Origin of the sequence: Vibrio sp. A2-1 (genome assembly GCF_021728355.1) — a bacterium.
GTDB classification, from domain to species: Bacteria; Pseudomonadota; Gammaproteobacteria; order Enterobacterales; family Vibrionaceae; genus Vibrio; species Vibrio splendidus_K.
Window position 1 is genome coordinate 62,187 of record NZ_JAKKCO010000008.1, and the last position, 22,875, is coordinate 85,061.

Here is a 22,875-nt window from a genome sequence, read left to right on the forward strand (position 1 = left end):
GGCCCTTAAACAAGGCTTAAAAATGAATCACAAAGGTGCAGGGAAGCCTGCGCTGATATCAATATGAGTCGAACTAACTTGGAATCAGTTAGTCATATTGAATTGGGTATAAAACATAATAACTAGGAAGGCATGATGGTTGCGGTACGAAGCGCACATTTAAACCCAAGCGAACAGTTTGAGCTAGATAATTGGATTGCGTCACTGAATCAAGACGCAAAAACCTCGAATAAACTGACCAAAGTTTATCGTCACTGTGAAGAGCTATTAAAAGATCATGAGCAAGGCGAACTCTTGCTTTGGCGTGGGCGCGAGATGATTGAAATCTTGGTCACCTTGTCTATGGATCGCGCAACTTTAGTGGCAGCGCAACTTTTCCCTGTCGTATCAAGCGGTGTTTTTGAGCGTGAAGCGTTTGAAGAAAGTTACGGAAAGGAAACCGTAAAGCTGATTGATGGCGTGGAAGAAATGGCGGCTTTGGGCCAGCTAAACGTCACCCTTGAAGGCAGTGCTGCCTCGGGTCAAGTCGATAATGTTCGACGAATGCTGCTTGCAATGGTGGATGACTTCCGCTGCGTAGTCATCAAACTAGCAGAGCGAATTTGTAATCTCATAGAAGTGAAAAAGGCCCCTGATGCTGTGCGCCGTGCGGCAGCAAAAGAGTGTGCCAACATTTATGCACCTCTAGCAAACCGTTTAGGTATTGGTCAGCTAAAGTGGGAAATTGAAGATTACGCTTTCCGCTACCAACAACCCGATATCTATAAGCAGATTGCTAAACAACTGTCTGAGCGCCGTATCGTGCGCGAACAATACATCACTGACTTTGTTGACGATTTAACGTCAGAAATGAATCGCTCAAGCATCAATGCTGAAGTTAGCGGTCGACCAAAACACATCTACAGTATTTGGCGTAAAATGCAGAAAAAAGGCTTAGAGTTTGATGAGCTTTTTGACGTGCGTGCGGTGCGTATTATCGCAGACCAACTGCAAGACTGTTATGCCGGTTTAGGTGTGGTTCACACCAAATATAAACACCTCCCAAGTGAATTTGATGACTATGTGGCGAACCCTAAACCCAATGGTTATCAATCGATTCATACCGTAGTTCTTGGCCCTGAAGGCAAGACCATTGAAATTCAGATCCGTACCAAGCAGATGCATGAAGACTCTGAATTAGGCGTTGCAGCGCACTGGAAGTACAAAGAAGGTGCTTCAAGCGGCGTACGCAGTGGCTACGATGAGAAAATCACCTGGCTTCGTAAGCTTATCGACTGGCAAGAAGAGATGTCGGATTCTGGTGAAATGCTGGATGAAGTGCGTAGCCAAGTCTTTGATGACCGTGTTTATGCCTTTACACCTCGTGGTGATGTGGTCGATTTACCAATGGGTGCAACACCGTTGGATTTTGCTTACCACATCCACTCGATGGTTGGACACCGTTGTATCGGTGCCAAAGTAGCAGGTCGAATCGTCCCGTTTACTCATAAGCTAGCGATGGGCGATCAAGTTGAGATCATCACTCAAAAAGAACCGAATCCATCACGTGATTGGTTAAACCCGACCACAGGCTTTGTTCACTCAAGTCGAGCTCGTGCAAAAATTAACGCCTGGTTCCGCGCTCAGAGTCGTGAGAAAAACCTTGAAGCCGGACGAGATATTCTTGAAGTCGAATTAGGCAGAGTCGGAGCGACGCTGAAAGATGCCGAGCAATACGCGCTGAAACGATTCAACGTCAATACTCCAGATGAACTATATGCGGGTATTGGTAGCGGCGATATGCGTATCAACCAAGTCGTTAATCACATCAATGCTTTGGTCAACAAGCCGACAGCGGAAGAAGAAGATAAAAAAGCGCTCGAAAAGTTGCTTGAGTCTGACAATAAGCCCGCTCATCAGAGTCGTCCGAAAAAGGATGCCGTCGTCGTTGAAGGTGTCGATAACCTAATGACCCACTTGGCTCGTTGTTGCCAGCCAATCCCAGGCGATGTGATCAAAGGTTACATAACTCAAGGTCGCGGTATTTCAGTGCACCGTAGCGATTGCGAACAGTTAAGTGAACTTAACCTACATGCACCCGAACGTATCATCGATACTGTGTGGGGCGATGGTTTTGTCGGCTCGTATATCTTAACGCTGCGTGTAGAGGCCCTAGAGCGCACAGGCTTGTTGAAAGATATAACGTCACTGTTTTTGAACGAAAAAGTCAGTGTGACGACAATGAAGAGCCGTATTGACTATAAACGTCAACTGTCGGTGATGGATTTTGATTTGGAAGTGACCAATATTGAGATTCTGAGTCGAGTGACCAGTCGAGTAGAGCAGATCAAAGATGTCATGAGCGTAAAACGCCTAGGCTAAAATTCTCGTCATACTTGAAGCTGATGGCGTTGTTGCCTGCGCGCACTCGCTCAATCACATAGACAAGCTATGCTCAGGAGTCTCGCTTGCTTGTCGCCTAGCCACAGTTTCAATTATTTAGAGAATTAGACAGTATCAACAAAGGTGAGTGGTTTTGGCTGCTCACCTTTTTTAGTTTTAGAAGACGTTATAAATTTATAAATCAAAGACAGTGAATAGGAAGAAAACGATGAATCACCCGATTGAACAACTTGAACAGATTATGGCTAAGCTGCGCGATCCTGAAGGTGGCTGTCCTTGGGATTTGAAACAAAATTTTGAAACAATTGTGCCGCATACTATCGAAGAGACGTATGAGGTGGTGGACGCGATTCACAACAAAGACTGGCCGAATCTACAAGAAGAGTTGGGCGACCTGTTGTTTCAGGTGATTTTCTACAGTCAGTTAGCAAAAGAGCAGGGCTTGTTTGAGTTCTCTGATGTGGTCGACGGTATCAATGAGAAGCTAACGCGCCGCCATCCGCATGTGTTCTCTGATACTGAGTTTGCCAGTGATGAAGAAATTAATGCCAACTGGGAAGCTGAAAAAGCCAAAGAAAAAGCACAGGCAGGCAAAACTCAAGAAAGTATTCTAGACTCAATACCAAACTCTCTACCTGCACTTTCGCGTGCTACAAAGATTCAAAAGCAAGTCGCGAAATTTGGCTTTGATTGGGACTCTATCGGCCCGGTTGCAGATAAGGTTTTAGAGGAAGTTGATGAGGTGCTAGAAGAAGCACTTCAAGTAACGCCAAACGAAGATTTAGTTGAAGAAGAACTGGGTGATTTGTTGTTTGCTACCGTCAATTTAGTGCGACATTTGGGTAAAAATCCAGAAACGGCTCTCAATAAAGCCAATCTGAAATTTTCACGCCGCTTTAAAGGTGTGGAACAAAAAGTTCGTCAGCAAGATAAAATTTTGACCGACTTTTCTCTACAACAGCTTGATTCCATGTGGGATGAAGTCAAAGTGGCGGAGAAAAGATCATCAAAGCTTTTATCATGAATTGATTTGAAGCAAAAAATAAAAAATTGCAGTGTGATAGATTTCACGTTGTGGCGATAAGGGGCTTCTGGTATATTTTCATCCCGTCCAGAAGTAATCCATTTCCCTCATTCAACCAATTTCAGGTTAAACATGACGACAAATTACATTTTTGTTACTGGCGGGGTTGTATCCTCTCTAGGTAAAGGTATTGCAGCAGCATCTCTTGCGGCTATTTTAGAAGCTCGTGGTCTTAAAGTGACTATGATGAAGCTTGACCCTTACATCAACGTTGATCCAGGCACTATGAGCCCGACTCAGCACGGTGAAGTGTTCGTTACGGAAGATGGCGCTGAAACTGACCTTGACCTTGGTCACTATGAGCGATTCATTCGCACCAAGATGACTAAGCGTAACAACTTCACAGCAGGTCGTGTTTATGCTGACGTTCTACGTAATGAACGTCGTGGTGACTACCTAGGTGCAACAATCCAGGTTATCCCTCACATTACTAACTCTATCAAAGAACGCGTAATCTCTGGTGCTAAAGGCCACGATATCGCGCTTGTTGAAGTTGGTGGTACTGTAGGTGATATCGAATCTCTACCATTCATGGAAGCGATTCGTCAGCTAGCAGTAGAATTAGGCCGTGAACGCGCAATGTTCATGCACTTAACTCTCGTTCCTTATTTAGGTGCAGCGGGTGAGCTTAAAACTAAGCCAACGCAACACTCTGTAAAAGAGCTACTGTCTATCGGTATCCAACCTGACATTCTAGTTTGTCGTTCAGATCGTGTTATCCCAGCAAACGAACGTAAGAAAATTGCTCTTTTCTGTAATGTACAAGAAAAAGCCGTTATCTCTATGAAAGACGTAGATTCAATCTACAAGATCCCACAGTTAATCCGTGCACAGGGTACTGATGATCTTGTATGTAAGCGTTTTGGTATCGATGCTCCAGAAGCTGATCTGTCTGAATGGGAACAAGTAATTTACGAAGAAGCTAACCCAACGGGTGAAGTAACGATTGGTATGGTTGGTAAGTACATTGAACTGCCAGATGCATACAAATCAGTAAATGAAGCGCTGAAGCACGCAGGCTTGAAAAACCGCCTAAGTGTCACAATTAAATATGTAGATTCACAAGATGTTGAGTCTAAAGGCACAGAAATTCTACAAGGCCTAGATGCAATCCTAGTTCCTGGTGGCTTTGGCGATCGTGGTGTTGAAGGTAAGATCCTTGCTGCACAATACGCTCGTGAAAACAAAGTACCTTACTTAGGTATCTGTCTAGGTATGCAAGTTGCTCTTATTGAGTACGCTCGTAACGTTGCGAAAATGGAAGGGGCACACTCTTCTGAATTCTGCAAAGAAACTAAATACCCTGTTGTTGGCCTAATCACTGAGTGGATTGACGGCGAAGGTAAAGTTGAAGAGCGTACTGAAAAATCTGACCTAGGCGGCACAATGCGTCTTGGTTCACAGCTTTGTCACCTAGCGAAAGGGACGAAAGCTTACGAATTATACGGTAGCGCGACGATCCATGAACGTCACCGTCACCGTTACGAAGTGAACAACAATCTTCGTCCACAAATCGAAAAAGCGGGCCTAAAAGTATCGGGTCTATCTGCGGACAAGAAACTGGTTGAAGTTATTGAGAACCCGAACCACCCATGGTTCGTTGCTGCTCAGTTCCACCCAGAGTTCACTTCAACACCTCGCGATGGTCACCCATTGTTTGCAGGTTTCGTTAAAGCGGCTGGCGAATTCCAGCGCGGCGAATTAGAAAAGTAAAAAGGAATCCAGGTAGCTGCGTAAGTTGTGCTGCTACCTTTAAATTTGACATTTATATATTCAACGAGAAGGAAACATTCAATGTCTAAGATCGTTAAAGTTCTAGGTCGTGAAATCATCGATTCACGTGGTAACCCAACTGTAGAAGCTGAAGTACACCTAGAAGGCGGTTTCGTAGGTATGGCTGCTGCTCCATCTGGCGCATCTACTGGTTCTCGCGAAGCTCTTGAGCTACGTGACGGCGACAAATCACGTTTCCTAGGTAAAGGTGTTCTTAAAGCAATTGAAGCTGTAAACGGCCCAATCGCTGACGCTCTAGTTGGTAAAGACGCTAAAGCACAAGCTGACGTTGACCAAGTTATGATCGACCTAGACGGAACAGAGAACAAATCTCAGTTCGGTGCTAACGCTATCCTTGCTGTTTCTCTAGCGAACGCTAAAGCTGCTGCTGCTGCGAAAGGCATGCCTCTATACGAGCACATTGCTGAGCTAAACGGTACTGCTGGTCAGTTCTCTATGCCTCTACCAATGATGAACATCATCAACGGTGGCGAGCACGCTGATAACAACGTTGACATCCAAGAGTTCATGATCCAACCAGTTGGCGCTAAAACTCTTAAAGAAGGTCTGCGTATCGGCGCTGAAGTATTCCACAACCTAGCTAAAGTTCTTAAGTCTAAAGGCTACAGCACTGCAGTTGGTGATGAAGGTGGTTTCGCTCCTAACCTTAAATCTAACGCTGAAGCTCTAGAAGTTATCGCAGAAGCTGTTGCAGCTGCTGGTTACGAACTAGGTAAAGACGTTACTCTTGCTATGGACTGTGCAGCATCTGAGTTCTTCGACAAAGAAGCTGGCATCTACAACATGAAGGGCGAAGGTAAAACTTTTACTTCTGAAGAGTTCAACCACTACCTAGCTGAACTAGCTAACAACTTCCCAATCGTTTCTATCGAAGACGGTCTTGACGAGTCAGATTGGGATGGCTTCAAGCACCAAACTGAACTTCTAGGCGACAAGCTTCAAATCGTTGGTGACGATCTGTTCGTTACAAACACTAAGATTCTTGCTGAAGGTATCGAGAAAGGCGTAGCTAACTCTATCCTTATCAAGTTCAACCAAATCGGTTCTCTAACAGAGACTCTAGCTGCTATCAAGATGGCTAAAGACGCTGGCTACACTGCAGTAATCTCTCACCGTTCTGGCGAAACTGAAGATGCAACTATCGCTGATCTAGCGGTAGGTACAGCTGCAGGTCAAATCAAAACTGGTTCTATGAGCCGTTCTGACCGTGTTGCTAAGTACAACCAACTTATCCGTATCGAAGAAGCTCTAGGTTCTAAAGCACCTTTCAACGGTCTTAAAGAAGTTAAAGGTCAATAATTCACTCTGAATTATTAGCTTAAAGCTTTTGAAAACGCTCTACTTCGGTAGGGCGTTTTTTTTTGCCTAAAATACGTCATTCCCTAGACTGACGAAGAAAGGAGTAGGGAACTTCATTGTTACCACTCACTATTCTGTCCAATAATTCCCCGACTTATTGATTCCCTGACACCACATATCTCGCACCAATAAGCGCATTATGGTATATATGTGCCTTATTCTAGTTCCTTCTTTTTCAACCGGCGAAAGGTGTTATGCGAATTTTTGCTTTAGTACTGCTCATAGTGTTTGGCTGGCTACAACACACACTGTGGCTCGGTAAAAATGGTATTTCTGATTACTACGGTGTGAACAACGAAATCCAAGTTCAGCAGCAAGTAAATGAAAAGCTTCATCTTCGCAATGCTGAGATGTTTGCGGAAATCGACGATCTACGCCAAGGCTTAGACGCGATAGAAGAGCGCGCACGTCATGAGCTGGGAATGGTGAAAGAAGGCGAAACGTTTTATCGTATTATTGGTGAGGAATCTCATTAATGTCGAACCAACTTCAAAGCGTTATTGCAGTGGTCCCCGCTGCGGGCGTCGGCAGCCGAATGAAGGCAGACCGTCCCAAGCAATATCTTCAAATTCACGGTAAAACGATTTTAGAGCACACCGTTGAGAAACTGTTGTCGCACCCTCAAGTGTCTAAAATTGTGGTAGCGGTCAGTGATGATGATCCTTACTACCCTGAATTACCGCTTAACCTTAATCCACTGGTGATCAGAGTTTCCGGCGGAACGGAAAGAGCCGATTCAGTGCTTTCTGCTCTGGACTATATTGCCCAACAGCAACTCAGTGATTGGGTGATGGTGCATGATGCCGCTAGGCCTTGTATCCAATTGAGCGATATCGACAAACTGATCTCTGGTGCTATGACCCATGATGTTGGCGCGATTTTAGCTGCGCCGGTTCGCGATACAATGAAGCGTGGTGCTCAAGGACAAATTGAACACACGGTCGATCGCGTCGATCTTTGGCATGCGCTTACCCCTCAGATGTTTCGATCTAAGCCTTTACGGAAAGTCTTGAGTGAGGCCTTGCAACAAGGCGTTTCGATTACCGATGAGGCCTCTGCGTTTGAGTGGAAAGGTTTATCACCAGCATTGATTGCTGGGCGTTCAGATAATTTTAAGATTACTCAGCCTGAAGATTTGGCTTTGGCTGAGTTCTATTTAAGTCAGAATAAGGAATAATGATGATTCGTATTGGCCATGGCTTTGATGTACACAAATTTGGTGGTGAAGGCCCGGTAATTATTGGTGGCGTGAGTGTCCCTTATGAACAGGGTCTTATCGCCCACTCAGACGGTGATGTTGCCCTGCACGCATTATGCGATGCTTTACTGGGTTCCATTGCAGCCGGTGATATTGGTCGTCATTTCCCTGATACGGATGATGAGTGGAAAGGCGCAGATAGCCGCGAATTACTGAAAGATGTTTACCGTCGAGTAAAAGAGCAAGGTTATGTGATTGGTAATGCGGATATTACTATCATGGCGCAAGCTCCAAAGATGGCTCCTCATATAGACTCTATGTGCCAAGCCATTGCTCAAGATTTAGAAACAAGCATTAGCAATGTGAATGTAAAAGCCACGACTACCGAGCGTTTAGGTTTTACAGGTCGCAAAGAGGGCATCGCATGTGAAGCGGTGGTCCTAATTACTAAAAGTGCGTAAGCACCAACACGAAAAGAACAGCATGTCAGATATTTTATCTTCATTGGCTTACCTAAACGGTAAACCAACTGCGAAAGCAAAACTAAAAGCAAAAGCCGAACACTTTGTCGTTAATGAAGACTTGGGTTTTGAGTTTACTGGTGAAGGCGAGCACTTAATGGTGCGTATTCGTAAAACTGGTGAGAACACGAGCTTCGTAGCAAACGAACTGGCTAAAGCGTGTGGTGTTAAGTCGAAAGACGTGAGCTGGGCTGGTTTGAAAGACCGTCATGCTGTGACAGAACAGTGGTTAAGCGTGCATCTGCCAAAAGGTGAACCTGACTTTTCTGCTTTTCTCGCACAATACCCAAGCATTGAGATCTTGGCGACAGCACGTCACAACAAAAAGTTACGTCCAGGCGATTTAGTTGGCAACCAATTCGAGCTAACTTTGTCTGAAGTAACGGATTGTGATGATGTGGTAAAGCGTTTAGAAAAAGTCGCTCAAGTGGGCGTGCCAAATTACTTCGGTGCTCAGCGCTTTGGTAATGAAGGTAACAACTTATCTGAAGCTCGTCGTTGGGGTCGTGAAAACGTTCGTACGCGTAATCAGAATAAGCGCAGCTTGTATCTTTCTGCGGCTCGTTCTTGGATTTACAACTTAATTCTTTCTGACCGTATTGAGCAAGATGCGTTTGCGTCGGCATTGGTTGGCGATATTGTCGTGAAAGACGGCGCTCAATTAGCGGTAACAGCGGATAACATCGAAGCGGTAAACCAAGACATCGCGAACGGCTCTGCGTTTATTACTGTTGCTTTAGCAGGAGATAATGCGTTACCGACGACGGATGCCTCTCAAGCTTTAGAGCAGAAGCACCTTGATGCTGAACCGGATCTAATGGCTCTTATTTGTGGCAACCGTATGCGCCATGATCGCCGCGAAGCTTCGCTGAAGCCGATGGGTTTAGCGTGGGAAGTGAACGAAGACAATGTCACTCTTAAGTTCTCTCTCGATGCAGGTTGTTTCGCAACCGCTATTGTTCGTGAATTGGTTGAAGAAGTTCACGTAGAGAGAAGCTACGAGCAATAACGATTCTGCTTGGAGCGAAGTCACTTGATATCGGAAATTAAGTGACTTGGCATTGGAACAAAAGAAAGGATACAAGATGAAGATTTTACTCAGCAACGATGATGGTGTGCACGCTCAAGGTATTCATGAGCTGGCCAATGAATTACGTGATCTTGCTGAAATTATCATTGTGGCACCTGACCGTAATCGCTCGGGTGCTTCAAATTCATTAACTTTAGAACAGCCTCTACGTGTTCAAGAAATTACCGAAAATACATATTCGGTACAAGGGACACCGACCGACTGTGTACATTTTGCGTTAAATGAACTGCTAAAGAATGATATGCCTGATCTGGTATTAACGGGTATTAATCATGGTGCTAACTTGGGTGACGATGTGCTTTATTCAGGTACAGTGGCAGCCGCAATGGAAGGGCACTTTTTAGGCGTTCAATCGGTGGCGTTTTCTCTGGTGGGTAAAAAACATTTTAAGACAGCGGCGGCCATTGCTCGTCGTATCGTCGAACAACATTTAGCAAACCCAATCCCAACCAATCGCCTGTTAAACGTCAATATCCCTGATTTAGCGTTAGAGCAGTTGTCTGGTACTCAGGTGACACGCTTAGGTGCTCGTCATCATGCTGAAGATATGATTAAGCAAAAAGACCCACGAGGTCATGATATCTACTGGCTTGGTCCTCCGGGAAAAGAGCAAGATGCCGGTGAAGGCACGGATTTTTACGCTATCGAGCATGGCTTTGTATCGGTAACACCATTACAAGTTGACCTGACTGCGCACGAGTCGTTGGGTGCGATGACAACTTGGTTAGAGGAGAAGTAAGTGAGTAATCCGCATGCAGAGCGCTTAATTACTTTTCTGATTGAAAATGGTATTCAGGATCAAAAGGTTCTTGATGCTATTTATCAACTGCCGAGAGAGAGCTTTTTATCACAGGCGATGTATCATCAAGCTTATGATAATAATGCGCTTCCTATCGGACAGGGCCAGACGATTTCTCAGCCGTACATTGTTGCTAAGATGACAGAGTTGCTAGAATTACAGCAAGATAGCCGTGTTTTAGAAATCGGAACTGGCTCCGGTTATCAAACGGCGGTCTTGGCTCAACTGGTTGATCATGTGTATTCGGTTGAAAGAATTAAATCATTGCAATGGGATGCCAAGCGTCGTCTTAAACAGCTCGATTTCTACAATATTTCAACCAAGCACGGTGATGGCTGGCAAGGATGGTCTTCGAAAGCCCCTTTTGATGCGATTATCGTAACTGCTGCCGCAGAGTCGATTCCTCAAGCGCTTTTGCAACAGCTGAAAGATGGTGGTCGCTTATTGATTCCTGTTGGTGATGACGAACAGCAATTGTTGAAGATTGTTCGCCATGGTGACGAGTTTTTATCGAGTGTTATCGAGATGGTGAGATTTGTACCTCTCGTCCCTGGTGAGCTAGCTTAATAAAAGACTAATGGTGTAGGTGGATAGAGAGTCGATGCGTTCGAAGTTGTTAAAAGGAAGTACTTTATTGCTTAGTTGTGCACTTGTTGGGTGTGCGGCGAATTCACCTGCGCCCGTTTCAAGCCTAAACAAGAATTACTCATCGATTGATCGTGGTAGTTATCGCGGCAGTTACTATGAAGTAAAAAAAGGCGACACCCTTTACTTCATTGCTTATGTCACCAATAAAGACGTTAAAGACCTCATCGGTTATAACAAACTCGCTGCTCCTTACACTATCCACCCGGGGCAGAAGCTTAAGTTGTGGCGCCCGAGTTACAATGCGCCAGCGTATGGTAAATCAACAGTAGCGGTTGCAGCCGTTGCTGCGCCTGTCGCGGCATCCACAACTTCATCTGCGGCAAGTAAACCGAAAACTACGCCACAGAAGAGTAAAAACTCTAAACCTGCTCCAGCTCAAACTACCACCAAAGTGGTGAAAAAAGATCCACCAAAGAAGGTTGAACAATCCAAATCAAAGGAGTATGTTGGTTCTAAAGGTAAACAGAATGTTACACCGTCCACCAAACCAACAAGTGATAAAGTATCCAAATGGTTATGGCCAACTAAAGGGAGAGTAATCAAGAATTTCTCTGTAGGCGAACAAGGAAATAAAGGCATCGACATAGCAGGACAGCGAGGTCAGCCAATAGTATCTACTGCAGGGGGAACGGTTGTTTATTCGGGTAATGCACTACGAGGCTACGGCAATCTAGTGATTGTGAAGCACAATGATAATTACTTAAGTGCATACGCGCATAACGACCGACTATTAGTATCTGAAGGGCAAAGTGTGAAACCAGGGCAGAAGATTGCAACTATGGGAAGCTCTGGAGCCAGCAGTGTTAGGCTGCACTTTGAGATTCGTTACCAAGGTAAATCGGTTAATCCAAAACGATATTTACCTTAAATACAATATGCAAAAATTACGTATTGTATGGAGTGACATAGTCATTTAGCGACATATCAAGTTGTGATGTCATGCTAATTTCGCCAGGGGGAGGCGTTATGAGTATAAGCAATGCAGTAACCAAAGAAGAGTTCGATCTTAACCAAGCAACCACGGAACCGGAAGCTCTTGGAAAAGCAAAACGAACAGTCAAAAAGAAAACCGAAGCGAAAGAAGAAGTTGAAGTTACGTCTAAAAGTTTAGATGCTACTCAGCTTTATCTAGGCGAAATCGGTTTCTCACCACTACTAACCGCTGAAGAAGAAGTGCTTTATGCACGACGAGCTCTGCGCGGTGATGAAGCAGCACGTAAACGCATGATCGAAAGTAACCTGCGTTTAGTGGTAAAAATTTCACGTCGTTATAGTAACCGTGGTCTTGCACTTCTTGATCTTATTGAAGAAGGCAACCTAGGTTTGATTCGCGCCGTAGAGAAATTTGACCCAGAACGTGGTTTCCGCTTCTCAACTTACGCGACATGGTGGATTCGTCAAACCATTGAACGTGCGCTAATGAATCAGACTCGCACTATCCGTTTGCCAATCCATGTTGTGAAAGAGCTGAACATCTACCTGCGTACCGCAAGAGAGCTATCACAAAAACTTGATCATGAACCAACGGCAGAAGAAATTGCTTCTAAGCTAGATAAGCCTGTTGGTGATGTGAGTAAGATGCTTCGTCTAAACGAAAGAGTGAGCTCTGTTGATACGCCAATTGGTGGTGACGGTGAGAAAGCACTGTTGGATATTATTCCAGACATCAACAATTCAGATCCTGAGGTTTCAACTCAAGATAGCGATATCAAGAACTCATTGATTTTCTGGCTTGATGAACTGAATCCTAAGCAGAAAGAGGTGCTTGCACGTCGCTTTGGACTACTTGGTTACGAACCGTCAACACTAGAAGAAGTAGGCCGTGAAATTAGCCTGACTCGTGAACGTGTTCGTCAAATCCAAGTTGAAGGTCTTCGCCGTCTACGTGAGATTCTTATCAAGCAAGGTCTGAATATGGAAAATCTGTTCAATGTAGAAAATGACTAAATGAACTGATGATGTTTCTTTGAATAGAAGCCAAATAAAAACGCTGACTCTAAGTCAGCGTTTTTTTGTTTGTGGCTTTTTTATCTGATGCTGCCTATTTAAGTGACAGTACAAAACGACAATAGCAAGCGACAATAACAAGCTACTTGGAAAGAGACTAAAGCAACTTCTTCAAACGATAGAGTTCTTCTAACGCTTGGCGAGGAGTTAAATTATCAGGGTCAACATTCGCTAGTGCTTGTTCTACTTCACTCGGTTCAGGTATCAGGCTCAGTTGGTTAGCGATATCAACGCCGCTTGGCTTTGATGTTGGAGAGTCGATACTCAATGCCTCTAACTGAGTCAGCTTCGCGCGTGCATTTTTGATTACCGCTTTAGGTACACCAGCCAATCCAGCTACCGCGAGGCCGTAAGATTTACTTGCTGCACCTTCTTGAACTGCGTGCATAAAGGCAATGCTGTCACCGTGTTCAACCGCATCTAAGTGTACGTTCGCTAAGGTTGGTATTTGGTTTGGTAGTTCAGTTAGCTCAAAGTAGTGCGTTGCAAATAGTGTCATCGCATTGATTTGATTGGCTAACCATTCCGCACTTGCCCAAGCCAGAGACAGACCATCGTAAGTACTGGTACCACGACCGATTTCATCCATTAACACAAGGCTATTTGGTGTCGCGTTGTGCAGAATATTCGCGGTCTCTGTCATCTCAACCATGAAGGTTGAACGACCCGAAGCTAAGTCATCGGATGCGCCAATACGCGTAAAGATACGGTCGATAGAACCAATCGTCGCGCTTTCTGCTGGAACATAACAACCGATATGAGCCATCAGCGCAATGAGTGCGGTCTGACGCATGTAGGTCGACTTACCACCCATGTTTGGACCTGTAATGATCAGCATCTTACGTTGATCGTTGAGGTCGATAGGGTTAGCAATAAAGGGTTCGTCCATCACTTGTTCAACTACGGGGTGACGACCAGCCTGAATTTGTACACCAGCAGACTCTGTCATTGTTGGACGACAGTAATCAAGGGTGTCTGCACGTTCAGCTAAGTTTTGTAGAACATCAAGCTGAGACACTGAAGATGCAATGTTTTGTAGTCGCTCTAGATAAGGCAGTAACAAATCAAACAACTCTTCCCACAACTGCTTCTCGATAGCTAGGGCTTTCGATTTAGAGCTGAGAACTTTGTCTTCGTGCTCTTTCAGCTCAGGAATAATGTAACGTTCTGCATTTTTGAGCGTTTGGCGGCGAACATAGTGTGGTGGCACAAGATGGCTTTGTCCGCGGCTTACCTGAATGAAGAAACCGTGGACGTTGTTGTAGCCAACTTTTAGCGTGTCGATACCGTGACGTTCACGCTCTTCTTGCTCAAGCTTATCCAGAAACTCAGTTGCACCTGCAGCAAGGTCGCGCCATTCATCTAGCTCGGCGTTGTAGCCTTCTGCTATCACACCACCATCGCGGATAACCACGGGTGGGTTCTCTTTGATCGCACGCTCAAGCAGTTCAGATACTTCATCCACAGGCGAAGCATACTGAGCAAGCTGAGTTAGGTATGGGTGTTTAAGTTGCGTTAGCGTTTCAGCAAGCTCTGGTAGGTATTCCATCGCTTGGCGAAGTCGTGCCATATCACGAGGACGTGCAGAACGAAGAGCAAGACGAGCAAGAATGCGTTCGATATCACCGATCTGTTTCAACGTTGGTTGTAATTCTGTAAATAGAGCCAGATCTTTCATCTCACCAATCGCATCTAGGCGTTGATCAAGAGCTGAAATATTACGCATGGGTTGATGTAACCAACGCTTAAGCATGCGGCTGCCCATAGCCGTCGCGGTGTGGTCAAGCACTTCAGATAGGGTGTTATCGGTGCCGCCACTAAGATTTTGGGTGATCTCCAAATTACGGCGAGTAGCCGCATCAAGGATCACGGAATGATCTTGCTTATCCATTGTCAGTGAACGGATATGCGGAAGGGCAGTACGTTGCGTATCTTTAACGTATTGGATCAGACAACCCGCAGCGCATAAACCTAGTTTTGCGCTTTCAACACCAAAGCCAACTAAGTCACGAGTACCAAATTGTTGATTCAGTTGCTGCTTCGCTGTATCTAATTCAAATTCCCATACCGGGCGACGGCGATTGCCATTACGACTTGCCATCAAATTTACAGGTTCGAAATCTTCAGGGAATAGCAGTTCACGTGGTGACGTTCTTTGTAGCTCTGCCGCCATTGCTTCTTCGGTTTCCGGCTCACATAGCTGGAATCGGCCAGAAGTAATATCAAGCGTCGCGTAGCCAAATTTACCATTGTGGTGGTAAATAGAGGCAATCAGGTTATCAACACGCTCAGAAAGTAGTGCTTCGTCGGTTACGGTTCCCGGAGTCACAATTCTTACGACAGCGCGATCAACCGGGCCCTTTGAAGTTGCTGGATTACCAATCTGCTCACAAATCGCTACGGACTCGCCCAACTGCACTAACTTCGCAAGGTAACCTTCAACGGCATGGTATGGAACGCCCGCCATAGGGATAGGCTCACCGTTTGAAGAGCCACGCTTAGTTAGTGAAATATCGAGGAGTTGAGAGGCTTTCTTAGCGTCATCGTAGAAAAGCTCGTAGAAATCTCCCATGCGGTAGAACAGCAAAATTTCTGGATTTTCTGCTTTTAGTTTTAGGTACTGCTGCATCATAGGAGTATGTTTTTGATCGGCTTTCACAGTTAACTTCTTTCGTTTATTTCTATTGCGGCTTAGGATACGTGAAAGCGTTTCGTGCGAAAAGCGACACATGCGAAAAGATGCAAATCCAAATGATATACATCTAGATAAGGGAAGCCAAAGATGCAGACGACTCAAGCTCTTAGTGAAAAACTCGGACACTTACTTGCGAAACATAAACATGTATTAGTGACGGCTGAATCTTGCACTGGCGGTGGCGTTGCTAGCGCGGTAACCGATATTGCTGGCAGCTCGGCTTGGTTTGACCGTGCTTTCGTGACTTACAGTAATGAAGCGAAACAAGAGATGATCGGTGTTCAGCTTGAAACCTTAATTGAGTTTGGTGCTGTGAGTGAGCCAGTGGTTATAGAAATGGCTCACGGGGCGCTACAACATTCAAACGGCACTATTTCTGTGTCTATCAGCGGTATTGCTGGTCCGGGCGGCGGCACGGAAGATAAACCCGTAGGGACTGTGTGTTTTGCTTGGAAAGCAGTAAATGGGTGGAACAAAGTAGGAACGCATGTATTTACAGGCGATAGATCACAAGTACGCCAACAAGCTACGCACCATGCCCTACAAGTTATTTATGATTACCTATCAATGGAAGACAAGTAACATTTGTACAAATTATTTTCATACAGGTATAGACACTGTATGAATCAACAGTATAATAAAAGCCAATTAGTCACCCCTTGTGGGTTAGAAATAGATTCTAAGTCGCTTGTTGAGACAACCGATTATGTGGAGATAGAAATGGACGAGAATAAACAAAAAGCGTTAGCTGCAGCCCTTGGTCAGATTGAAAAGCAATTTGGTAAAGGTTCTATCATGCGTCTTGGTGATAACCGCACAATGGACGTAGAAACTATTTCTACAGGTTCTCTATCTCTAGATATCGCACTAGGTGCTGGTGGCTTACCGATGGGACGTATCGTTGAAGTTTACGGTCCAGAATCATCAGGTAAAACAACGCTAACGCTTGAGCTTATTGCTGCAGCGCAGAGAGTGGGTAAAACGTGTGCATTCGTGGATGCGGAACACGCACTTGACCCTATCTACGCTCAAAAGTTGGGTGTTGATATCGATGCTTTGCTTGTATCTCAACCTGATACCGGTGAACAAGCTCTAGAAATCTGTGATGCACTGGCTCGTTCAGGTGCTATCGATGTTCTTGTTATTGACTCGGTTGCTGCACTAACACCTAAAGCTGAGATCGAAGGCGAAATGGGCGATAGCCACATGGGTCTTCAAGCACGTATGCTTTCTCAAGCAATGCGTAAGCTAACAGGTAACCTTAAGCAGTCTAACTGTATGGCTATCTTCATTAACCAAATTCGTATGAAGATTGGTGTGATGTTCGGTAACCCAGAAACAACAACAGGTGGTAATGCACTTAAGTTCTACGCATCTGTTCGTCTTGATATTCGCCGTACTGGTGCAATCAAAGATGGTGATGAAGTTGTTGGTAACGAGACTCGTATCAAGGTTGTTAAGAACAAGATTGCTGCACCATTCAAACAAGCTGAAACTCAAATCCTTTACGGCAAAGGCTTCAACCGCGAAGGTGAACTTATCGATTTAGGTGTTAAGAATAAGCTAGTAGAGAAAGCGGGCGCTTGGTACAGCTACAAAGGCGACAAGATCGGCCAAGGTAAGTCGAACTCTTGTAAGCACCTACGTGAAAACCCAGAGATCGCTCTGGAACTTGACACTAAGCTTCGTGAATTGCTACTGACTCCTGCTGTTCTTGAAGAGAAAGGCGCAGAGAAAGAAGAAGAAAACGAAGAGCTATAAGCTAACGGTTTATAGAGCGGGTGTTTGAAAGGAACATCCGCTTTGAAAGAATAGGAAGCCTCGCATATTTTATGCGGGGCTTTTTTTGTCAACGTATTTTAGGACGAGACAAAGTATCTGTCCCCATCCTTGCAGCGCCTTGCTAGATCTATTTGGTTGTTTGAGGTAGCTTGCCAATTTTTTGTTTGTTCCCTATCTGAGCTAGTGGAATATTCTTCATTTTATCGATTTCCAACTAAAATCCTGCCCAAGGGTGTCTTTTCTACAAGAAAACTAGTCGAAGCCTTAACCATGATCTACAATACGGCAAAATTCTAACTCGACTATTTTCAGGAAGAGCTGCATGTACATGAGCACTGATGAGGTTCGCAACGCGTTCCTTAAGTTCTTTGAGAGCAAAGAACACCAAATCGTAGACAGTTCATCGTTAGTTCCACATAACGATCCAACCCTGCTATTTACTAATGCAGGTATGAACCAATTCAAAGATTGCTTCTTAGGCGCCGAAAAACGTGCCTACACTCGAGCAACTACGGCTCAGCGTTGTGTACGTGCGGGTGGTAAACACAATGACCTTGAAAACGTAGGTTTCACGGCTCGTCACCACACGTTCTTCGAAATGCTAGGTAACTTCAGCTTTGGCGATTACTTCAAAGAAGAAGCGATTGGATTTGCTTGGGAATTCCTGACTGAAACACTAGGTCTGCCAAAAGATCGCCTGTTAGTAACGGTTTACGAGACAGATGACGAAGCATTCGAAATCTGGAACAAGAAAGTGGGCATCCCAGCTGACAAGATTGTTCGCATCGGCGACAAAGAAGGCGGCAAGAAGTTTGAGTCTGATAACTTCTGGACAATGGGTGACACAGGTCCTTGTGGTCCATGTACTGAAATCTTCTACGATCACGGTGAGCACATTTGGGGCGGCCGTCCTGGTACACCTGAAGAAGATGGTGACCGTTTCATTGAGATCTGGAACAACGTATTCATGCAGTTCAACCGTCACGCTGACGGCACTATGGAACCGCTACCTAAGCCAGCTGTAGATACTGGTATGGGTATTGAGCGTATCTCTGCAATCATGCAGGGCGTTCACTCTAACTACGAAATTGATGTATTCCAAAAGCTAATCAAGGCGACAGCAGAAGTAGTAGGTCACGACGACCTATCTAACCAATCTCTGCGTGTTATTGCTGACCACATCCGTTCTTGTTCATTCCTAATCGCTGATGGCGTAATGCCTTCAAACGAAGGTCGTGGCTACGTTCTACGTCGTATTATTCGTCGTGCAGTTCGTCACGGTAACAAGATTGGTGCACAAGGCGTGTTCTTCCACAAACTTGTGGGTGTACTGGCTGAAGTGATGGGTTCTGCGGCTGAAGAGCTTAAGAAACAGCAAGAGCTTGTTGAAAAAGTACTTCACATCGAAGAAGAGAACTTTGGTCGCACGCTAGAGCGTGGCATGGTTATCCTTAACGACGCATTAGACGCACTTGAAGGCAAAGAGCTTGACGGTGAAACAGTCTTCAAACTTTACGATACATACGGCTTCCCAGCTGACCTTACTAACGATGTAGCTCGTGAACGCGACTTTACTATCGATGAAGAAGGCTTTGAGAAGGCGATGGAAGCACAGCGTAAGCGTGCACGTGAAGCAGGCCAATTCGGTACTGATTACAACGCAACGATCAAAGTAGACACGAACACTGAGTTCTGTGGTTACACAGCGACTGAAGGCGCTGGTGAAATCTCTGCGCTATTTGTTGACGGCGAAGAAGTATCTTCACTATCGGCTGGCGACAAAGCAATCATCATCCTTGAAGAGACACCATTCTACGCTGAGTCAGGCGGTCAATGTGGTGACGTTGGTACGCTAAAAACAGCATCTGGTCTATTTAAAGTACAAGACACTCAGAAGCTAGGTAACGCATTTGCTCACCACGGTGAGTTAGTTGAAGGTGTATTTGCTCAAGGCGATAAAGTAGAAGCAACGGTTGACGCTGAGCGTCGTGCTGCTATCTCATTAAACCACTCTGCAACTCACTTACTTCACTCTGCACTGCGCGAAGTTCTAGGTGAGCACGTTGCTCAAAAAGGTTCTTTAGTTAAGCCAGACAACCTACGTTTTGACTTTTCTAACCTTGAAGCGGTAACACCGGCACAGATTAAAGAAGTAGAGCGTTTGGTTAACGCACAAGTTCGTAAGAACCACGTGATTGAAACCAACATCATGGACGTCGAGTCAGCGAAAGAAAAAGGTGCAATGGCACTGTTTGGCGAGAAGTACGATGATGAAGTTCGCGTTCTGTCGATGGGCGATTTCTCTACTGAACTTTGTGGTGGTATCCACGCAAGCAACACGGGTGATATTGGCCTATTCAAGATCACTTCTGAAGGTGGTATTGCTGCGGGTATTCGTCGTATTGAAGCGGTCACGGGTGAAGCTGCTCTAGATGCAGTAGAAGCTCAGGCTAACGCTTACGAAGAGAAATTGGCTGAGTCGGCTAAGAAAGCGAAATCGCTAGAGAAAGAAATCCAACTGCTTAAAGAAAAGATGGCTGCTGCAGAAAGCGCAAATATCATGGGTAAAGTAGAAGACATCTCTGGTACTAAAGTTTTGGTTGCTGCAATTGAAGGCGCAGACAACAAGAACCTACGTACTATGGTTGATAACGCTAAAAACCAAGTAGGTAGCGGCATCATCCTGATTGCGAATATCGCAGACGGTAAAGTTGGCTTGATTGCTGGCGTAACCAAAGACCTTATCGGCAAAGTAAAAGCGGGTGACCTCGTTAAGATGGTTGCTGAGCAAGTTGGCGGTAAAGGCGGCGGTCGTCCAGATATGGCTCAAGCGGGCGGTACCGACGTTGAAGCTCTGCCAGAAGCGCTTAAATCTGTGCGTACTTGGCTAGAAGAGCGTCTTTAAGCTTAAGTAATTGATATAAAGATGCCCAATCAGTTGATTGGGCATCTTTTATTTTGCCTATTGGAAGCGTGTTTAAACAAGGTTTGATTGAGATTAACCAAGAAGTCCAATGGAAACGTTAGACTCCTTGGTTAATTTTTATTGCTTCGCCCTGACGCGGAGTATGTGTTTTTTTGTCATATATAGACATTGGTCTTGGGAAGGTGAGGACGGGTGAAAATGCCTCTTATCGTGCAGAAATTTGGTGGAACGTCGGTGGGTTCAATAGAGCGGATCCATCATGTAGCAGAAAAAATCATTGAAGCGAAAAATGAAGGGAACCAGATCTTGGTTGTCGTTTCTGCTATGTCAGGTGAAACAAATCGGTTGGTTAACTTAGCTTCACAAGTTGATAGCGTGCCAAATGCTAGAGAGTTGGATGTGCTGTTAACGGCTGGAGAACAAGTTTCCATGGCTTTGTTAGCGATGACGTTGCACAAGTTGGGTTATGAAGCGACATCGATGACTGGCTATCAAGCCAAGATACACACCGATTCTAATCATAATAATGCGACGATTGAGCGTATTGATACCGCTCCTATTAGAGCGCTGTTAGATGATGACCAGATTGTCATTGTTGCAGGTTTTCAAGGCGTTAACGCGAAAGGTGATATCACAACCTTAGGGCGAGGTGGTTCAGATACCACGGCCGTTGCATTAGCGGGCGCGCTTCAAGCTAAAGAGTGTCAGATCTATACTGACGTTGATGGCGTATATTCCTGCGACCCTAGAGTGGTTAAGCAATCTAAAAAATTAGATACCTTAGACTTTCCCTCTATGGAAGAAATGGCTCGCAGAGGCGCTAAGGTTTTGCACCTTCCATGTGTTCAGCATGCGTGGCGACACAATGTGCCACTGAGAGTACTTTCGAGTTTTGAAGAAGGCGAGGGCACTCTCATCGCGGGTAATGATTGTTTGAATGATATTGCTGGAATAGCCATTCAAAGAGATATGGTTCGCATCGAGTGTTTGAATCAAGATTTACCGTCTCTCATGTCGCATTGCCAGTTGTTAGGGATCGAAGTCTGTAGTGTGATCGAGGAAACAGAACGGGCAGCGCTCATTATCAAACCGGACATAAGTGCTAAATTAAAACTAGTTTTTGCTGAAAAAATCCGTAATAGTGAATATGTTAGTTTGTTAACTGTGGTAGGAAGCCGAACGCAAGAAATTGTGGTCAGTTCACATGGATTGTTGTCTGAAGGCGAAATTGATGTACAACATCACTTATTGCAGCAGCAGTCTTTAACTTTGGTGATATCACCAACGCAAGTCGATATAGCTGCTAACATATTACACAATGCATACATCGTAGCGCGTGAAACACAGGGTTATCTTAAAAAAGAAGTGCATTTTGGTTAAATAAACTCAATCGATAGTTTACGAAAATATAACTTTTGTTGGATAATGCTCTCGTAGCTAGATAAATTTAGAGATTACTCAAGGAGCAAAGAATGCTAATTTTGACTCGCCGTGTTGGCGAAACACTGATGATTGGTGATGAAGTAACAGTTACTGTACTAGGCGTTAAAGGTAACCAAGTACGTATTGGTGTTAACGCACCTAAAGAAGTATCTGTTCACCGTGAAGAGATCTACATGCGCATTCAAGCTGAAAAAGGTAATGGTAACGTTGCATCTGGCAACTACTAATACTTTTGCGTAGAAGAGGGGCTAGCATTGTTGCTAGCCTTTTTTGATCTTGGGGTGCACATAATCACAACGTAGCAATAGGTTGATTCACTAGCTGGCTCAGTTATAGATGCTGGATGGAGTGCTTGATATAGAAAAGCCTCGCCACCAGAGTTAACTCTTATTGAAGCATCGTGAGATTTGTTTGCCATAGTTCAAGTTTTACTGACTTACCCTATGGCGAAATAGAGCATCCCGTAGTATGGTGCAATCAGCAGTGACACTTACTGCGAGATAAATTAGATAATTGTTTTCCGTTGTTAATTATTGCCAATCTTTCACCTTAATTTTTAAGGGAAAAAGCGCTAATTGGATGTTATAAGTTCAATTTGCAAGCGCTTTGATTAAATTGCAAACGGTTGAATGTTTTTGTCCGGTTTTTTTCAATAAAGTGTTTGACATATTTTCGGTAAAACGTAATATGTGCCTCCGCAAGACGGTGAGGTGGCCGAGAGGCCGAAGGCGCTCCCCTGCTAAGGGAGTATGTGGTTTATAGCCGCATCGAGGGTTCGAATCCCTCCCTCACCGCCATTTCTTGCACGTTTGAATTTGCAAGCAAACACAGAAGTAACAATGTGCGCCCTTAGCTCAGCTGGATAGAGTACCTGGCTACGAACCAGGCGGTCGGAGGTTCGAATCCTCCAGGGCGCACCATTCTTTAGATTACTTTGTTAAGAAGTAATGGATAAGAATAATGAATTAGGTGAGGTGGCCGAGTGGCCGAAGGCGCTCCCCTGCTAAGGGAGTATGTGGTTTGTAGCCGCATCGAGGGTTCGAATCCCTCCCTCACCGCCATTCATTACAGGCCTATGGCCTTTTTTTTGTTTCGTAGAAACAAGAATGTGATATATTTCACAACTTCTTCACTTGAAGATACCGTG

General features: G+C 44.9%; 18 protein-coding genes and 3 tRNA genes. 20 read left to right on the top strand and 1 reads right to left on the bottom strand.

All coding sequences use genetic code 11. The features are described from left to right. The first annotated feature begins 135 nt into the window (after positions 1–135). The 12 genes from relA (at position 136) to rpoS (ending at position 12,822) form a co-directional block, all read left to right on the top strand. Complete coding sequence (gene relA / locus L3V33_RS19605; protein WP_004735390.1) at positions 136–2,361, top strand: GTP diphosphokinase; 2,226 nt, start codon at positions 136–138, stop codon at positions 2,359–2,361. Between the two features lie 229 nt (positions 2,362–2,590). Further along, positions 2,591–3,406 carry a nucleoside triphosphate pyrophosphohydrolase gene (mazG, locus tag L3V33_RS19610; RefSeq protein WP_004735391.1) on the top strand — a complete coding sequence of 272 codons (816 nt, stop codon included), beginning with the start codon at positions 2,591–2,593 and terminating at the stop codon, positions 3,404–3,406. Positions 3,407–3,538: 132 nt separating this feature from the next. Next, positions 3,539–5,179, top strand: a complete 1,641-nt coding sequence (locus tag L3V33_RS19615; protein WP_017095250.1) for a CTP synthase — start codon at positions 3,539–3,541, stop codon at positions 5,177–5,179. An 81-nt stretch (positions 5,180–5,260) separates the two neighbouring features. Further along, positions 5,261–6,559, top strand: a complete 1,299-nt coding sequence (gene eno / locus L3V33_RS19620) for a phosphopyruvate hydratase (RefSeq protein ID WP_029405988.1) — start codon at positions 5,261–5,263, stop codon at positions 6,557–6,559. A 254-nt stretch (positions 6,560–6,813) separates the two neighbouring features. Further along, the gene (gene ftsB, locus L3V33_RS19625) at positions 6,814–7,095 is read left to right on the top strand and encodes a cell division protein FtsB (protein ID WP_004735394.1); all 282 of its coding nucleotides are present in this window, start codon (positions 6,814–6,816) and stop codon (positions 7,093–7,095) included. Next, on the top strand, positions 7,095–7,796 hold the full coding sequence (gene ispD, locus L3V33_RS19630) for a 2-C-methyl-D-erythritol 4-phosphate cytidylyltransferase (protein ID WP_017091774.1): 702 nt from the start codon (positions 7,095–7,097) through the stop codon (positions 7,794–7,796). The genes ftsB and ispD overlap by 1 nt, the downstream gene beginning before the upstream one ends. Before the next feature lie 2 nt (positions 7,797–7,798). Beyond that, complete coding sequence (ispF, locus tag L3V33_RS19635; protein WP_004735397.1) at positions 7,799–8,278, top strand: 2-C-methyl-D-erythritol 2,4-cyclodiphosphate synthase; 480 nt, start codon at positions 7,799–7,801, stop codon at positions 8,276–8,278. A 22-nt stretch (positions 8,279–8,300) separates the two neighbouring features. Continuing rightward, positions 8,301–9,347, top strand: coding sequence for a tRNA pseudouridine(13) synthase TruD (gene truD, locus L3V33_RS19640; RefSeq protein ID WP_029405000.1), 1,047 nt, complete (start codon positions 8,301–8,303; stop codon positions 9,345–9,347). A 76-nt stretch (positions 9,348–9,423) separates the two neighbouring features. Beyond that, positions 9,424–10,167, top strand: coding sequence for a 5'/3'-nucleotidase SurE (surE, locus tag L3V33_RS19645; RefSeq protein WP_004735400.1), 744 nt, complete (start codon positions 9,424–9,426; stop codon positions 10,165–10,167). Then, a complete protein-coding gene (locus L3V33_RS19650; protein ID WP_004735402.1) occupies positions 10,168–10,794 on the top strand; it encodes a protein-L-isoaspartate(D-aspartate) O-methyltransferase in 627 nt (208 codons plus the stop codon). A gap of 34 nt (positions 10,795–10,828) precedes the next feature. Continuing rightward, positions 10,829–11,743, top strand: coding sequence for a murein hydrolase activator NlpD (nlpD, locus tag L3V33_RS19655; protein ID WP_029222472.1), 915 nt, complete (start codon positions 10,829–10,831; stop codon positions 11,741–11,743). Between the two features lie 98 nt (positions 11,744–11,841). Next, positions 11,842–12,822 (top strand): RNA polymerase sigma factor RpoS, encoded by a 981-nt coding sequence (rpoS, locus tag L3V33_RS19660; RefSeq protein WP_004735404.1) that lies wholly within the window; start codon positions 11,842–11,844, stop codon positions 12,820–12,822. Between the two features lie 157 nt (positions 12,823–12,979). On the opposite strand, the gene mutS is transcribed toward rpoS, so the two are convergent. After that, complete coding sequence (mutS, locus tag L3V33_RS19665) at positions 12,980–15,541, bottom strand: DNA mismatch repair protein MutS (RefSeq protein ID WP_237291061.1); 2,562 nt, start codon at positions 15,539–15,541, stop codon at positions 12,980–12,982. Between the two features lie 123 nt (positions 15,542–15,664). Here mutS and pncC point away from each other — a divergent pair, with 123 nt between their 5' ends. The 8 genes from pncC to L3V33_RS19705 all read left to right on the top strand — a co-directional run bounded on the left by pncC (position 15,665) and on the right by L3V33_RS19705 (position 22,789). Beyond that, positions 15,665–16,159 carry a nicotinamide-nucleotide amidase gene (pncC, locus tag L3V33_RS19670; RefSeq protein ID WP_171317354.1) on the top strand — a complete coding sequence of 165 codons (495 nt, stop codon included), beginning with the start codon at positions 15,665–15,667 and terminating at the stop codon, positions 16,157–16,159. Between the two features lie 138 nt (positions 16,160–16,297). Then, positions 16,298–17,338, top strand: a complete 1,041-nt coding sequence (gene recA, locus L3V33_RS19675) for a recombinase RecA (protein ID WP_004735435.1) — start codon at positions 16,298–16,300, stop codon at positions 17,336–17,338. 343 nt (positions 17,339–17,681) lie between these two features. Further along, positions 17,682–20,264, top strand: a complete 2,583-nt coding sequence (gene alaS / locus L3V33_RS19680; RefSeq protein WP_237291062.1) for an alanine--tRNA ligase — start codon at positions 17,682–17,684, stop codon at positions 20,262–20,264. Positions 20,265–20,483: 219 nt separating this feature from the next. After that, entirely contained in the window at positions 20,484–21,665 is a 1,182-nt protein-coding gene (locus L3V33_RS19685; RefSeq protein ID WP_080583151.1) for an aspartate kinase, read from the top strand. Positions 21,666–21,757: 92 nt separating this feature from the next. Further along, on the top strand, positions 21,758–21,955 hold the full coding sequence (gene csrA, locus L3V33_RS19690; RefSeq protein ID WP_004415691.1) for a carbon storage regulator CsrA: 198 nt from the start codon (positions 21,758–21,760) through the stop codon (positions 21,953–21,955). 477 nt (positions 21,956–22,432) lie between these two features. Further along, a tRNA-Ser gene (locus L3V33_RS19695) sits at positions 22,433–22,525 on the top strand. Positions 22,526–22,571: 46 nt separating this feature from the next. After that, a tRNA-Arg gene (locus tag L3V33_RS19700) sits at positions 22,572–22,648 on the top strand. 48 nt (positions 22,649–22,696) lie between these two features. Continuing rightward, positions 22,697–22,789, top strand: a tRNA-Ser gene (locus L3V33_RS19705). The last annotated feature ends 86 nt before the right edge of the window (positions 22,790–22,875 follow it).